We start from the raw sequence: 13,995 nt of genomic DNA on the forward strand, positions 1-13,995 counted from the left end.
GACCCGTTGGCAACGCTCCGCAAGGTGCAATGACCGCATTGGCGTGGTGTGCGATTTTTCTTGCCGCACTGGCGGCGATCTCGAGGATGCCTCGCGGGCTGACGCTGATCCTGCTCGCAATCGGTTATGCGATCGCGTTCGCGGAAGAAGCGTTTTTCCTCGGCTACATCCAGGCGGGCGCGACCCGGTTGATGCGCGCGCAACCGAATGCCGGCCGGCTGGCGCTTGTGGCTGGCGCCGTTCCGTTCGGCCTTGCTCATTACCAGGGCGGCGCGCTGCTGGTTCTGCTGGCCGGCGTGTCCGGCATCGGTTACGGGCTCGCCTATTGCGCGGGCGGTCTGCAATCGGCCGTGCTCGCGCACTTCGGCGTCAACCTGGTGCAGTTCGGCTTGCTGACCTATCCATTCATCGCCCGGGCCTGAGCGAACGCGCTCTCTGGCCACGAGGGCCCGTGATCCGGCAGTTCGGGTAATACGCGACGGCGGATGGAATATCTGCGCCGTCCAGCTGTTTACGTGGACTGCGGGGTGTTGCCCGCTTGATTTCGCCTGAACCCAAAGAGACATGTCAGATACTGCAGTTCATCAACGTCGGCTTGGTTGCACCGCGGGAGGATCGACGTAGATGACCGCAGCCGAATTGTCCGCCATGCTCCCCGCGATGCTGCCGCGTCTCTGGACCTTCGCGCTGCGAATCTCCGGCGACCGGCACGACGCCGAGGATCTCGTGCAGGGCGCATGCGTCCGTGCACTCGAACGAGCGCATCAGCTACGACCGGGAACCGCGCCGCTCAGCTGGATGTTCTCGATCGTGCAATCCACCTGGCTCAACGAGCTTCGCGCACGCAGCGTGCGTCGGCGCTCGGGCATGGACTGGGACGACGACCTGCTCGAAACCGTCGCCGATCCCACCGCGCCGACACTGGAACAGCAGGCGCTGGACGCGCAGATCGTCAGGGCGGTGCAGCAGCTGCCCGAAGCGCAGCGCGTGGTCATGTTGCTGGTCGCCGTGGAGGGGCTCAGCTATGGCGAAGCGGCCGAGGCGCTCGGCGTACCCATCGGGACGATCATGAGCCGGCTTTCGCGTGCCCGCCAGACGATCGGCGCCCTGTTCGGCGATGGAAGGGGACGACCCATCAAAGGCGCAGCGAAGCGTGAGGATCAGGGGGCATGAAAATGGACGACATCCTGCTCATGGCATACGTGGATGGCGAACTCGCGTCGCACGAGCGCGAGGAAGTCGACAGGGCGATCGGCACGTCGGCCGACATCGCCAGGCGGGTTGCGCTGTTCGAAGCATCGGTGTTGCCCTATCGGTATGCGTTCCAGCGTCAGGAATGGCCGCCGCTGCCGCAGAGGCTGGTCGGCAAGGTCGCTAGGCGTATGCCGGGCCTTTGGCGCGGTCCGCGGTCGGCGGCGTGCGTCGCGGGGATGCGCCGGCGTCGCAGCCCGATGCACGCACGCCGTCGTCCGCGCCGGTTTCGGGGGTTCGCATGATGGTGCCGTGGCTCGCGGTCGCTTTCGTCGCGGGAGCGTTCCAGGTCGGCAGCATGGATGTCGTGACCTGGCGCCGTGCCAGTGTCACCTATGCGCTGATCGCCGCACCCGGCGACACCGACCTCGGCGCGATCGGCAAGCGGATCGCCGACTTCGCTCGATCTAGCCAAGGAGAAAGTCATTCCCCATTGATGGATCGTTCTTTGTAGGCCCGACCACCTGTCAGATCGAGTCCCGGCTAATACACATGAGGCCCATACTGATGTCGGATGTTCGCGACGATTCAACGAAAATGCACTTTGAACGCTCCGGTGTAATGCGGCGACCATCGGCTGCGCGGCATGTGACAGGCGCTGTCGCGCCGGGGTGGTGGTGAGGCGGCATGCAGCGACTTGCGTTCGCTTTTTAGTGTTTATTTAGTGTTCGTGTCGGCACGCGAGGGATCGAATTTTAGGGGCCGGAGCAGGAAGCCTTGCGGGCATTGGCTCGCGGTGCAGGCGTGATCCAAAGATAAACGAATTGTGAACCCTTCCCGCCGCAAAATTTTGCACAATGGCGACAGCGCGGCCCGTTGCCGCGATTCACCCCCGGGAACCCGGCCAGCCGGACCGGGGCCGGCCCGAACCGATACCCGACCTCGGCACCGACGTGCCGCCGCCCGCCGCCATGGACCAACCGAAACGCATCCTGATCGTCGAGGACGACGCCGACATCGCCGACGTGCTGAGCCTGCACCTGCGCGACGAGCGCTACGAGGTCGTGCACAGCGCGGACGGCGCCGAAGGGCTGCGCCTGCTCGAGCAGGGCGGCTGGGATGCGCTGATCCTCGACCTGATGCTGCCGGGTGTCGACGGCCTCGAAATCTGCCGGCGCGCACGTGCGATGACGCGCTACACACCGATCATCATCACGAGCGCGCGTTCGAGCGAGGTGCACCGGATCCTCGGCCTCGAGCTCGGCGCCGACGACTATCTGGCCAAGCCGTTTTCGGTGCTGGAACTCGTCGCACGCGTGAAGGCGCTGCTGCGGCGTGTCGATGCGCTCGCGCGCGATTCGCGGATCGACGCGGGCACGCTCGACGTCGCGGGGCTGGCGATCGACCCGATCGCACGCGAGGCGAGCGTGGACGGCGCGCGCATCGACCTCACGCCGCGCGAATTCGACCTGCTGTATTTCTTCGCGCGGCACCCGGGCAAGGTGTTCTCGCGGATGGACCTGCTCAATGCCGTGTGGGGTTACCAGCACGAAGGCTACGAACACACGGTCAACACCCACATCAACCGGCTGCGCGCGAAGATCGAGGCCGATCCGGCCGAGCCCGTGCGGATCCTCACCGTGTGGGGCCGCGGCTACAAGCTCGCCGCGCCCGGCCAGCGGGACGCATGATGAAGCTCACCCTTACCCAGCGGCTGTCGCTCGTATTCTCGGTGCTGCTGCTTGCGTGCTCGGGCGCGTCCGCGTGGCTGCAGATCCGCGCGAACGACATGCGCGAGCAGGAAGTCGTGCAGGGGCTGTCGCGCGACCTGGCCGCCAATATCGTCAACAGCGTGACCCACAGCGCGCCGCTGATGGACGCGAACGGGCTGCGCCCGGATGCCGTGCGCACGCTGTTCGGCCAGCTGATGGGCGTGAACCCGAGCGTCGAGGTGTACCTGCTCGACAACGCGGGGCGCATCAAGGGCGACGATGCGCCGCCCGGCCACGTGAAGCGCGACCGCGTCGATCTCGCGCCCGTGCAGCGCTTCATCGCGGGCGAGCCGCTGCCGATCCTCGGCGACGACCCGCGCAGCCCCGACGCGCGCAAGGTGTTCAGCGCCGCGCCGCTGCAGCGCGCGGGGCAGCCGCCGTCGGGCTACATCTACGTGGTGCTGCTCGGCGAGGCGCACGACCGGCTGGCCGCGCGCGTCGACGCCGGCAACGTGCTGCGCACGACGCTGTGGTCGATGGCGCTGGTCGCGCTGCTCGGCCTGCTCGCGGGCCTCACCGCATTCAGCTTCATCACGCGCCCGCTGCGCCGGCTGACGGACGCGATGCGCCGCTTCGACGCGAACGGCACGCCCGACACGCAGCCGCCGGTGCCGCGCTCGCGGCCGGGCCGGCGCGGCGACGACATCGTCGTGCTCGAATCCGCATTCGCGCAGATGGCCGACCGGATCGGCGACCAGTGGCGCGCGCTGACGCACCAGGACCAGCAGCGGCGCGAACTGATCACGAACATCTCGCACGACCTGCGCACGCCGCTCACGTCGCTGCACGGCTATCTGGAGACGCTGTCGCTGAAGTCGGAGACGCTCGCCGAGACCGAACGGCGGCGCTACCTGTCGATCGCGCTCGCGCAGAGCGCGAAGGTCGGCCGGCTCGCGCAGGCGCTGTTCGAGCTCGCACGGCTCGAATCGGGCGGCGTGCAGGCCGAGCGCGAGCCGTTCTCGCTCGTCGATCTCGTGCAGGACGTGTTCCAGAAATTCGAGCTGACCGCGCAGGCGCGCGGCGTCGCACTGCATGCGCGGATCCCGGCACGGGTGCCGGTCGTGTCGGCCGATCTCGGGATGATCGAGCGCGTGCTGACCAACCTGCTCGACAACGCGCTGCGGCACACGCCCGCGCACGGCGAAGTCGAGGTCGCGCTGGAGCCGCGCGGCGACCGCGTGGTCGTGACCGTGGCCGATACCGGGGAAGGGATTCCGGTGGCGCGGCGCGAAGGGTTGTTCCAGCGGCCGCAGCGGCCGATGAGCGGCGGCGCGGTGACGAGCGGCGGGCTCGGGCTGCTGATCGTGCACCGGATGCTGGCGCTCAACGGCAGCAGCATCCGGCTGGTCGACCGGACCGGGCGCGGTGCGGTGTTCGAGTTCGCGCTGGCGGTGGCGGCGCCTGCTGTCGGCGACGGGCGCTGACCGTAGTCACCGCCCGCGCTCAACCGCCGCGCTTGCGCCGCACGTCGCTCGGCGTCATGCCGGTCCAGCGCTTGAACGCGTGGCGAAACCCCACGGCGTCGCTGAAGCCGAGCGTCAATGCGATGTCCTCGGTACTGAGCGTGGTCGTGCTGAGGTAGTCGATCGCGAGCGCCTTGCGCACGCTCGCCAGCAGTTCGCTGTATGACGTGCCTTCGGCTTCGAGCTTGCGGCGCAGCGTGCGCGACGTGATGCACAGGATCGCCGCGATCGCGTCGATGTCGGGAAACTGCCCGGGCGTGCGCGTGAGTTCCTGGTACACGCGCCGCGTGACGCCGGCCTGGCTGCGCAATTCATCGAGCAGGCTCGCGCAATGCGACGACACCTGCGCGGCGGTAATCGGATTCGCGAGCTGCGGCGCACGCGTGAGCCACGCGGCCGGGTAGCTGAGCACATGATGCGGCTGGTCGAAGGCGATCGGGCATTCGAGCGCATCGGCCAGCAGCGCCGCGTGCGCCGGCTGCGGTTGCGCGAACTGCGCGCGCGCCGGCACGCACCATGCACCCATCACGTCCTTGATGATCGTCACGTGCAGCGCGAACTGCATGTCGATCAGGAAACGGTACATCGGCTCGTCGAGATCGGGCAGCGCGACTTCGTGCCGGTCAGGAAACTGCCACGACGCGGTATCGCCCTGCTCGACCCAGCGGATCGCGAGCATGCCGTTCGCGAGCCGGTGATATTTGACGGCCGATTCGAACGCGTGCGCGAGCGATTCCGAACACAGCATCGCGTAGCCGTACATCCCGTAGCTCGATACGTGCAGCCGGTGGCCGACGCGCACGCCGAGATCGGCGCCGTCGTAGCGGCCGATCGCATTGCGCGCGGCCGTGAGGAACTGCAGCGGCGACGTGAGCGTGAACGGGTCCGCGACGGCGGCCGGCGTGAGGCCGGTACCGTCGAGCACCGCGACCGGGTCGAGGCCGGCTTGCGCCGCCACGTCGAGCAGCACGGCCAGCTTGGCCGGCGTGAAGCGCTGCTGGCGCAACGCGTGGGTCGGCTCGACGTCCGGCAGGCGGGCTGCGCGGGCGGTCGTCGGGTTCAAGAGCGCACTGCGCGGCATGGGAGCATCCTGCGTCCGAATCGATATCGTTTACGGCACGCAATTCTGCGCGGGATCGGTCCCAAACGCCACAGGGTTCACCCTGATACGCGCGCCGGCGCCACCCGGCGCGGCCGGCGTCGGCCGCCTGCAACCCGCTTCAACCGGCCTGGAACACGCCGGCCTCCCACGCGAACGGCTTCGCGAGCCGGTTCCACGTGTTGATCTGCGCGACGATCAGCGTGAGCGTGGCCAGTTCGTCGCGATCGAAGTGCGCGCGCGTCGCGTCGACGAGTGCGTCGCCGATCGCGTGCTCGCTGATCAGCGTCAGTGCTTCCGCCCAGCGCAGCGCGGCCTGCTCCTTCGGGCTGTAGAGATCGGGCGTTTCGTGCCACACGGGCAGCAGGTTGTAGCGCAGCGGATCGTCGCCCGCGTGGATGCCTTCCTTGATGTGACGGTCGAGACAGTAGGCGCAGCCGTTGAGCTGCGATACCCGTGCGCGCACGAGTTCCACGAGCTTGAAATCGTGGCCGGTGTTATTCGCGTATTCCTCGACGTTGAGCACGACGTCGAGCAGCCGGGCGGGGAGTTGTCCAAACGAGATGCGTTCTGGCATGGCGACTGACCTTTGGAAGCGTTGTTGGATGTCGTGTTCCGGCTCGGTACGCTGTTGCGATCTGCGTCACATGAACAGTAATCCTGAATATATGGCGGCGGGATCGGCCGGCGAGCAAAGGCACCATGCACGCATGATCCGTTGTGCGGATGCGGCGGCTTCATGGGCGGCGGCGCGCGGCACGTGCGGCCGTGGTGAACCGGAAGCGAAGCGATCGTATCAGGTGCACCTGCCGACCGGAATCGCCGGATTCCGTATGTTGTTCATGCCGATGAGGAGATAGTCGACTCGCGAAAGCGGTCAGCCCTGATCGTCCTGACGCGTGCGCAGAATCGCATCGGCGAACTCGACGAACCCGCTGCCGCCCGGGCCTCGCGTGATCCAGCGCGGCAATGCAGGCAACTGCTGCAGATACTCGACCACGGTGCTCATGCCGGCCGTGTGGGTGAAGTAGCCGAACATCGGCGCGTCGTTGGTGGAATCGCCGGAATAGGCCACGCAATCGCGCGCCGAACCGGCGTCGACGCCGAACGTGTCAGACAGCACGCGCAGCGACATCGACAGCTTGTCGTACCCGCCGACCCAGCCGATGATCCACAGATTGTTGATGGTCGCGTCCGCGCCGGCCTCGGCCAGTGCGTCGCGTATCCGGTCGTCCTGGTCGCTGCCGGTGCGGGCGTACGCGAGCGAGGTCAGCCTGAAATCCTGGTCGTCCGCGTGGCGGGCGGCGGGTACGGCCGTCTCGACCTGCCGCGCGATGCGCGAGAGCGCGGCGCGTGCGTCGGCACGCGCATCGTCCACGTGCCAGTAACGGCGTTCGGCGCCATGCCCGTCCGCGCCGCGCCGGATGAACAGCCCGCCGTTTTCCGCGATCACGCCGTCGACCGGCCACATGCGCGCCATCTGGTCGCACCAGCCGGCCGGCGCGGCGGTCACCGGGATCACGCGGATGCCGTGCGCCTGCAGGCGTTCGAGTGCCGCATAGGTCTGCGCGGCCAGCCGGCCGCGATGGGTCAGGGTCTCGTCCATGTCGGTCAGCAGGAAGCGGACGGACGAGAAGGTGTCGGCGGGGGCCTGGGCAAGCGGCTGCATGGTCTCGACAGCGGAATGACGATCGTCGATTATGAAGAAGGGCGCGTGGCCGTGCCACGCCGCTTCCTGCTTAGCAATTCGCACCGGGGAATAAGCGGTCGCCTGCGCGGGTCGGCAAAGTTGTCTGGACAAGCTCGAACCGACGCATGTCCGTTTCGATCATCTTTTCGGCCGCCCGGATCATTTTCAAAGTGCGCCGCGCGGGCGATAGTCGCCGATCAGGCGATGGTCCGCGCTTCTCCGGCGTGCAGGCCATCGTGCGAACGGCGCGGCCGGCGCGCCGTCCCCCGTGGAGTGAGACATGACGAAGAGACACTGGACCGGGTCGTATGGCTCGATCCCCGCCGAGATCGATCCCGATCGCTTTCCTTCCGTAAGCGCGTTGCTCGACAACGCGATGCGCCGTTTCGCCGATCGCCCGGCGTTCCACTCGTATGGCCGCACGCTGACCTATGCCGACGTCGACCGCCTGTCGACCGCGCTGGCCGCCTATCTGCAGCAGGTCGTGGGCGTCCGCAAGGGCGATCGCGTGGCCGTGATGCTGCCCAACGTGCCCGCGTTTCCGGTCGCGTTCGTCGCCATCGCGAAGATCGGCGCGATCCAGGTCAACGTGAACCCGCTCTATACGGCGCGCGAACTCGAGCATCAGCTCAATGACGCGGGCGTCGAAGTCGCCCTGGTGTGCGGCGGGTCGATGGGCACGTTCGCCGAAGTGGTCGGCGGCACGCGCGTGCGCACCGTGCTGAGCGTCGGGCGCGGCGATCTCGGCGTCGTCGATGCGCCGGCCGGTGCCTGCGACGCACTGCCGCCCGGTTCGATCCCGCTTGCGGATGCCGTTGCCGCCGGGGAATCGCTCGCGCTCGAACCGGTCGCGCTGGAAGGCGCGGACCTGTTGCTGCTGCAGTACACGGGCGGCACGACCGGCCTGTCGAAGGGCGCCGCGCTGTCGCATCGCAACCTCGTCGCGAACATCGAGCAGTTCGGCGCGATCGTGCCGGCCGCGCGCGAGCCGGGCGAGGAGGTCGTCGTCACGGCGATCCCGCTGTATCACATCTTCGCGCTGACGGTGAACTTCCTGTCGTACTTCGCGATCGGCGCGCAGAACTGGCTGATCGCGAACCCGCGCGACATGGACGGCTTCATCGACGTGCTGAAGGCCGCGCGGCCGACGGTGTTCGTCGGCGTGAACACGCTGTACGCGGGGCTCGCCGGCCATCCGCGCCTGACGGAAGTCGACTGGTCGCGCCTGAAGCTGTCGGCCGGCGGCGGCGCGGCCGTGATCGACGTGATCTCGTCGCGCTGGAAGGCGGTGACGGGCAACTTCATCCGCGAGGGCTACGGGCTGTCGGAAACGTCGCCGGTCGTATCGTTCAACCCGCAGTCGATCGACTCGTTCACGGGTACCACGGGCCTGCCGCTGCCGTCGACCGACGTGAAGCTGCTCGACGACCAGGACAACGAGGTGCCGATCGGCGGCGCGGGCGAGATCTGCGTGAAGGGGCCGCAGGTGATGGGCGGCTACTGGCAGAAACCGGACGCGAATGCGGCCGCGTTCACGGCCGACGGCTATTTCCGCACCGGTGACGTCGGCGTGTTCGACGAAGCCGGTTTCCTGCGGATCGTCGACCGCAAGAAGGACATGATCATCGTGTCGGGCTTCAACGTGTATCCGAACGAGGTGGAAGCCGTGGCCACCGCCGTGCCGGGCGTCGCCGAATGCGCATGCATCGGCGTGCCGGACGCGCGCACGGGCGAGGCGGTCAAGCTGTTCGTGGTGCTGGCGCAGGATGCGTACGTGACGGAGGAGCAGCTCGTCGCGCATTGCCGCGAGAGCCTCGCGGGCTACAAGGTGCCGAAGCTCATTCGCTTCGTCGACCGGCTGCCGAAGTCGACCGTCGGCAAGATCCTGCGCCGGGAACTCAGTCGCACCGACTGATGGCGCCGGCGCGCCGTGCAGCGCCCGGCGCGCCGAAGGCCCGGAAGGCTCCGCGCGGGCCGCTCAAGTACAATGCGAGCGGTTCGATCGACGGGGACGCGATGACCGGTTCAGATTCACTTTCCGCCCAGCCCGGGCCGACAGCCGGGCGTGCGTTGCCGTCGCCGAGCGCGACGGTGCCGATCTCGCTCGTCAACGGCTTCCTCGCGAGCGCGGGCGCGCAGCGCGACGTGGTCGAGCGCTACCTGCGCGGGGCCGGCATCCCGATCGAGCTGCTCGGCGAACCGCATGCGCGCGTGACGGAGGAGCAGTTCTCGACGCTGTACCGCACACTCGCGATCGACCTCGACGACGAGATGCCCGGCATCTTTTCGCGCCCGCTGCGCGGCGGCACGCTGAAGTACCTGTGCCTGAGCCTGCTCGATGCGCGCAACCTCGAAACGGCGCTGCATCGTTTCGGCCAATTCTTCCATATCCTGCTCGACGATTTCTTCGTCGAATCGAAGCGCGACGGTCTCGTCGCGCAGGCGGTGCTGCGCCCGAACGATGCCGTCGGCCCGATCGGCGCGCTTGGCCAGGAGCTGATGCTCAAGCTCGTGCACGGCGTGTGCTCCTGGCTGATCGGGCAGAAGATCCCGCTGCTGCAGATCGAGTTCGCGTGCCCGCGGCCGCGCCATGCGGTCGACCACCTGTACTTCTTCACCGGCGCCGTGCAGTTCGACTGCGAGCGCACGCTGATGCGCTTCAGCGCGGACTACCTCGACGCGCCGATCCGGCAGAGCAAGCGCAACCTGCGCAAGTTCCTTGCGCGCGCACCCGGCGACTGGATCTTCGAATCGTTCAGCGAACAGCTCGTGTGCCATCGCGTGCGGCAGTACCTGTCGGAAGCGTTGCCCGACCTGCCGGTGATCGACCACGCGGCCGAGCATCTGCATTGCTCGGTGCGCACGCTGAGCCGCCACCTGGCCGCCGAAGGGACGACGTTTCAGGTGCTCAAGGACGAACTGCGGCGCGACATCGCGATCCAGCGGCTGACCGATACGCCCGACACGATCGCGGCGATCGGCGCCGACATCGGCTTCGACGATCCGAGCGCGTTCCATCGCGCGTTCCGGCACTGGACGGGGAGCACGCCGGGCACTTACCGGCGGCGCGTGTAACGCGTCGCGCATCGCTTCAAGGTAGCCGGTTCCCATAACCGGCTACCCTCGCGCGCTCCCATGGACGGCTCCCCTGGGCGGGATGGTTTACGAATCCGACGGACAGGCAGGGCGCCCGTTGCCGAAGCTGCGCACCGTGCTCGCGATGCGGGTGGCGAACTGCTCGATCATGCGCTGTTGCACGCGCACCATGTCGGCGTAGCCTCCGGGGGCCGCCTCGTTGAGCCGCGTGCTGCACGAAATGCGCGCGCCCGGCGTGTCCTGCTGCACACCGACGACCCAATCGGCTTCGAACTGCGCCATGTGCCCGGGCCACGCATCGAAGCGGCGCACCTGCGTGCGGATGCTCATGACGGTCTGGTTCGACGGACGCGGCAGGCCGGTGACGTTGCGCGCGCCCAGCTGCTCGACGAGCGCCGACGAAAGCGCTGCGCGCAGCTCGTCGCCGAGCGGTGCGACCCAGCGTTCGTTGTCGAGTATCACCGCGGTGCCCGTCCCGCTGCGCACGACCATCTGCTGCTGGTCGAGCTGGGCGGGGATGCCGACCGGTAACACGTTGATCGCCAGCGGCGCGGTGGCGCGTGCTGCCGCCGCCGTCGCCGTTGCCGGCGCGGACGTGGCCGGCGAGACGAGCGTGTAGTAATGCACCGGGTTCGACGCGCAGGCGGTCAGCGCGATGACGGCGCCGGCGCCCAGGGCGATCGTCCGGGCGCGAATCGGGAAGCTCATGGTTGTCGTGGCTCCTGCTGGACAGGCGGGGTTGAAGGGGCGACAGGCGCGCTCGGCGCGTGATCGGCCCCGGTTCCCCGGAGCAGCGATTCGGGACGGCGGCCCAGCATGTCGGTCAGCGTGCGCAACGATCGCGCGGTACGCTGGACTTCGGTCAGCGTGTTCGCCAGGTTTTCCTGAAGCGGGCCGTCGTCGGCGATGCCCTGGCGCAACGCGCCGAACGTCTGGTTCGCCTGGTCGAGCGCGCGCGTCGTCGACGGCAGCAACTGGCCGTTGACCTGCCTGAGCGTCGCGTCCAGGTTCGTCAGGCTCGAATCGACATGCTTGCCGATCGAATCCAGCGGCATCTTGTTGATCTTGTCGACGATGTCGGCGATCTGCTCCGGCAACTTGTCGAACGTACTCGCCACGGTGGGCAAGGTCAGCGGTGTTGCATTCGCATCGAACGGCACCTTCGGCGCGTTTTTCACGAAATCGAACGAAATGTAGAGCTGCTCCGTCAGCAGGTTGCCGGTACGCGCCTGCGCACGGAGCCCATGCTCGACCAGGCCCGCGAGAAACTGGGCCGCGCGCGGATTGCCGTTGCCTTCGGTCTTCTGCAGCTTCTCGATGACGGGGCCGAGCCGATACGGATAGACCTTCACCATGACGATGGACTGGAAGCGCCGGGTGGCACGGTCGAAGTCGAGCCGGGTCGAGACGACCTTGCCCATTTCGATACCGGAAAATTCCACCGGTGCCCCGACGGCGAGCCCGCGCAACGGCAGCTCGAAACGGAGCCGAATGAGTTGGGATGGCCCGTCCGGCGCAGCCATCGCGAGAGTTTCGTTATCGGCGAGCGTAAACAGGCGGCCGGCAGGGGCTGCCGCCGCATCACTGTCTTCCGGTGTCGCGAACGCGATGCCGCCGCCCACGATCGTCGCGACCGACTGGGTCTTCAGCTTCAGGCCGTTCGCGTCGAGCGACAGATCCATGCCGCTCGCGTTCCAGAAGCGCGTATCGGTCGTCACCAGCCGATCGTACGGCGCATCGATGAATACCTGCAGGTTCATGTCGCGGCTCTGCATGTCGAGCTTGTACGACGCGACGTGGCCCACCATCAGATGGCGGTAATAGACCGGCGAGCCGATATCGAGCGAACCGAGATCGGTGGCCCGCAACGCGAAACTCGTCCCCGGCATGCCGTTGATGACGGTAGGCGGCGTCTCGAGCCCGGTGAAGGCTTTGCGCGCGTTCTCCGAGCGGCCCGTGTCCATGCCGATGTACGCGCCGGAGAACAGCGTGTCGATACCCGATACGCCGCTCATGCCGACGCGGGGGCGCACGACCCAGAACCGCGTGTCGTCGTGAATCAGGTTGCGCGCATTCTTCACGAACGACACCGTCGCGACGACGTGCGAACTGTCGTCGCTCAGCGAGATGGCGGTCACGGTGCCGATCACGACGTCCTTGTACTTGACGGGCGTCTTGCCGGCTTCGAGGCCTTGCGCGGTGTTGAACGTGATCGTGATTTCCGGTCCGACGGACAACCACGCGTGGATCACCATCGACAGGCCGATCAACGCCGCGACGAGCGGCACGAGCCAGACGAGCGAAAGCCGCAGGCGGTTGCGTGTCACGGGCGGGTCGTGGGGTTCGAGGCCTTGCGGCCCGGATGCAGGATTCATGCTTTCTCGGCGTCCCAAATGAGGCGTGGGTCAAAACTCATCGCAGACAGCATCGTGAGAATGACGACCATGCCGAAAAACAAAATGCCGGCGCGCGGCTCGATCTCGGACAGCGGACCGAACTTCACCAGCGCACAGATGATCGCGACGACCAGCACGTCCAGCATCGACCAGTAGCCGACCAGCTCGACCGCGCGGTACAGCACGGCCCGCTCGCGCATGGCCGACACGCTGCGCCGGCCGGTCGTGACGAGCAACGTGCCGATTGCGAGAAACTTCGTGCACGGCACGACGACGCTCGCGATGAAGATCACCGACGCGATGCCGTACGAGCCGCTTTTCCAGAACACCACGACGCCGCTGAGGATCGTCGATTCGCTGTGGCTGCCGAGCAGCGTGGTGCGCATCACCGGCAACAGGTTGGCCGGGATGTAGAAGATCAGGCTGGCGATCAGGAGTGCCCACGCGCGCACGAGGCTGTTCGAACGACGCGCGTGCAGCGCGGAGCCGCACCGCGGGCAGCGTTCCGCTTCGGCGGCATGCGCGTGCGCATCCTGCGCGGCGGATGCGTGCGTGCGGCAGACGAGGCCGCACGCATGGCACCCGATCATGCCCAGTTGACTGGCGCGTACAGGCAGGCTCACGGGCGGCCTCCGGACGTTTCCACCGGCACGACCCAGTCCCACAGCTGGCGCGTGTCGTGACCCGCGATCAGCGGGATCAGCACCATCAGCACGGCCGTGGCCCACAAGCCGGCGCCGGGAATGATCTGCATGATGCTCGACAGCTTGATGATGGCGATCAGGATGCCGAGCAATCCGACCTCGATCATGCTCCAGGGTCGCAGCGCGACGAGCAGCCGCATCAGCGGGCCGAACGCGGGCGCGCGACGCCCGGCGCGGGCAAAGGCCAGCAACCAGATCAGCGTGGCGATCTGCAGGAACGGCACCACCACGATGGCGAGCGCCGTCGGAATCGCGATCGGCGCGGCGAAGCCTTCGGCAAGCGCGAGCGCGGATTGCCACAGCGTGGCTTCGCTATGCAGCCCCTGTACGCTGATCCGCATGATCGGGCAGAGGTTGGCGATGGCGAACACCACGCCTGCGGCAACCGCCAGCGCGAGCCACCGGTCGATGTCGAGCCAGCTCGATCGAAACAGCACGGCGGAACATCGCTCGCAACGCGCGACCTCGTGAGGCTCCAGCGCGCGGCGTCGGTAGACGCTGTCGCAATGCTCGCAGGCGATCAGGGTCGGATACGTGTCCATGTGTTCGTGTTGCTCGCGCATGCGCGCTCGATGACTTGCTTC

General features: G+C 67.6%; 15 protein-coding genes. 8 read left to right on the forward strand and 7 right to left on the reverse strand.

Annotated features, from left to right (window positions below):
* Window positions 1-86 precede the first annotated feature (86 nt).
* The 6 genes from G3O06_RS02820 (at window position 87) to G3O06_RS02840 (ending at window position 4,387) form a co-directional block, all read left to right on the forward strand.
* Window positions 87-422 carry a CPBP family intramembrane glutamic endopeptidase gene (locus G3O06_RS02820; protein ID WP_241019471.1) on the forward strand — a complete coding sequence of 112 codons (336 nt, stop codon included), beginning with the start codon at window positions 87-89 and terminating at the stop codon, window positions 420-422.
* 202 nt (window positions 423-624) lie between these two features.
* Complete coding sequence (locus tag G3O06_RS02825; RefSeq protein WP_205814887.1) at window positions 625-1,173, forward strand: RNA polymerase sigma factor; 549 nt, start codon at window positions 625-627, stop codon at window positions 1,171-1,173.
* Between the two features lie 2 nt (window positions 1,174-1,175).
* A complete protein-coding gene (locus tag G3O06_RS48850) occupies window positions 1,176-1,496 on the forward strand; it encodes a hypothetical protein (protein ID WP_241019472.1) in 321 nt (106 codons plus the stop codon).
* On the forward strand, window positions 1,493-1,705 hold the full coding sequence (locus tag G3O06_RS48855) for a hypothetical protein (RefSeq protein WP_241019473.1): 213 nt from the start codon (window positions 1,493-1,495) through the stop codon (window positions 1,703-1,705). The genes G3O06_RS48850 and G3O06_RS48855 overlap by 4 nt, the downstream gene beginning before the upstream one ends.
* Before the next feature lie 457 nt (window positions 1,706-2,162).
* On the forward strand, window positions 2,163-2,882 hold the full coding sequence (locus tag G3O06_RS02835; RefSeq protein ID WP_039353478.1) for a response regulator transcription factor: 720 nt from the start codon (window positions 2,163-2,165) through the stop codon (window positions 2,880-2,882).
* Entirely contained in the window at window positions 2,882-4,387 is a 1,506-nt protein-coding gene (locus G3O06_RS02840) for a HAMP domain-containing sensor histidine kinase (protein WP_205814931.1), read from the forward strand. The genes G3O06_RS02835 and G3O06_RS02840 overlap by 1 nt, the downstream gene beginning before the upstream one ends.
* A gap of 19 nt (window positions 4,388-4,406) precedes the next feature.
* Here the strand turns inward: G3O06_RS02840 and G3O06_RS02845 are convergent, their stop codons facing one another.
* The 3 genes from G3O06_RS02845 to G3O06_RS02855 all read right to left on the reverse strand — a co-directional run bounded on the left by G3O06_RS02845 (window position 4,407) and on the right by G3O06_RS02855 (window position 7,194).
* Window positions 4,407-5,507 carry an AraC family transcriptional regulator gene (locus G3O06_RS02845; RefSeq protein ID WP_205814888.1) on the reverse strand — a complete coding sequence of 367 codons (1,101 nt, stop codon included), beginning with the start codon at window positions 5,505-5,507 and terminating at the stop codon, window positions 4,407-4,409.
* Between the two features lie 139 nt (window positions 5,508-5,646).
* A complete protein-coding gene (locus G3O06_RS02850; RefSeq protein ID WP_174968590.1) occupies window positions 5,647-6,102 on the reverse strand; it encodes a carboxymuconolactone decarboxylase family protein in 456 nt (151 codons plus the stop codon).
* Between the two features lie 300 nt (window positions 6,103-6,402).
* Window positions 6,403-7,194, reverse strand: a complete 792-nt coding sequence (locus tag G3O06_RS02855; RefSeq protein ID WP_205814889.1) for an HAD-IIB family hydrolase — start codon at window positions 7,192-7,194, stop codon at window positions 6,403-6,405.
* Between the two features lie 301 nt (window positions 7,195-7,495).
* Between G3O06_RS02855 and G3O06_RS02860 the strand changes: the two genes are divergently transcribed.
* Window positions 7,496-9,130, forward strand: a complete 1,635-nt coding sequence (locus tag G3O06_RS02860; RefSeq protein WP_205814890.1) for an AMP-binding protein — start codon at window positions 7,496-7,498, stop codon at window positions 9,128-9,130.
* Window positions 9,130-10,290, forward strand: coding sequence for an AraC family transcriptional regulator (locus G3O06_RS02865; protein WP_205814891.1), 1,161 nt, complete (start codon window positions 9,130-9,132; stop codon window positions 10,288-10,290). Before G3O06_RS02860 ends, G3O06_RS02865 begins: the two co-directional genes overlap by 1 nt.
* Before the next feature lie 87 nt (window positions 10,291-10,377).
* On the opposite strand, the gene G3O06_RS02870 is transcribed toward G3O06_RS02865, so the two are convergent.
* Genes G3O06_RS02870 through G3O06_RS02885 form a run of 4 tightly spaced genes read right to left on the reverse strand, consistent with a single transcriptional unit; the run spans window position 10,378 to window position 13,974 of the window.
* The gene (locus G3O06_RS02870; RefSeq protein ID WP_205814892.1) at window positions 10,378-11,019 is read right to left on the reverse strand and encodes a PqiC family protein; all 642 of its coding nucleotides are present in this window, start codon (window positions 11,017-11,019) and stop codon (window positions 10,378-10,380) included.
* On the reverse strand, window positions 11,016-12,686 hold the full coding sequence (locus tag G3O06_RS02875; protein ID WP_205814893.1) for an MlaD family protein: 1,671 nt from the start codon (window positions 12,684-12,686) through the stop codon (window positions 11,016-11,018). The genes G3O06_RS02870 and G3O06_RS02875 overlap by 4 nt, the downstream gene beginning before the upstream one ends.
* A complete protein-coding gene (locus G3O06_RS02880) occupies window positions 12,683-13,330 on the reverse strand; it encodes a paraquat-inducible protein A (RefSeq protein ID WP_174988780.1) in 648 nt (215 codons plus the stop codon). Before G3O06_RS02880 ends, G3O06_RS02875 begins: the two co-directional genes overlap by 4 nt.
* Window positions 13,327-13,974, reverse strand: coding sequence for a paraquat-inducible protein A (locus G3O06_RS02885; RefSeq protein ID WP_205814894.1), 648 nt, complete (start codon window positions 13,972-13,974; stop codon window positions 13,327-13,329). The genes G3O06_RS02880 and G3O06_RS02885 overlap by 4 nt, the downstream gene beginning before the upstream one ends.
* Between the last annotated feature and the right edge of the window lie 21 nt (window positions 13,975-13,995).

It is taken from the genome of Burkholderia sp. Ac-20345, assembly GCF_017104825.1.
GTDB classification, from domain to species: Bacteria; Pseudomonadota; Gammaproteobacteria; order Burkholderiales; family Burkholderiaceae; genus Burkholderia; species Burkholderia lata_B.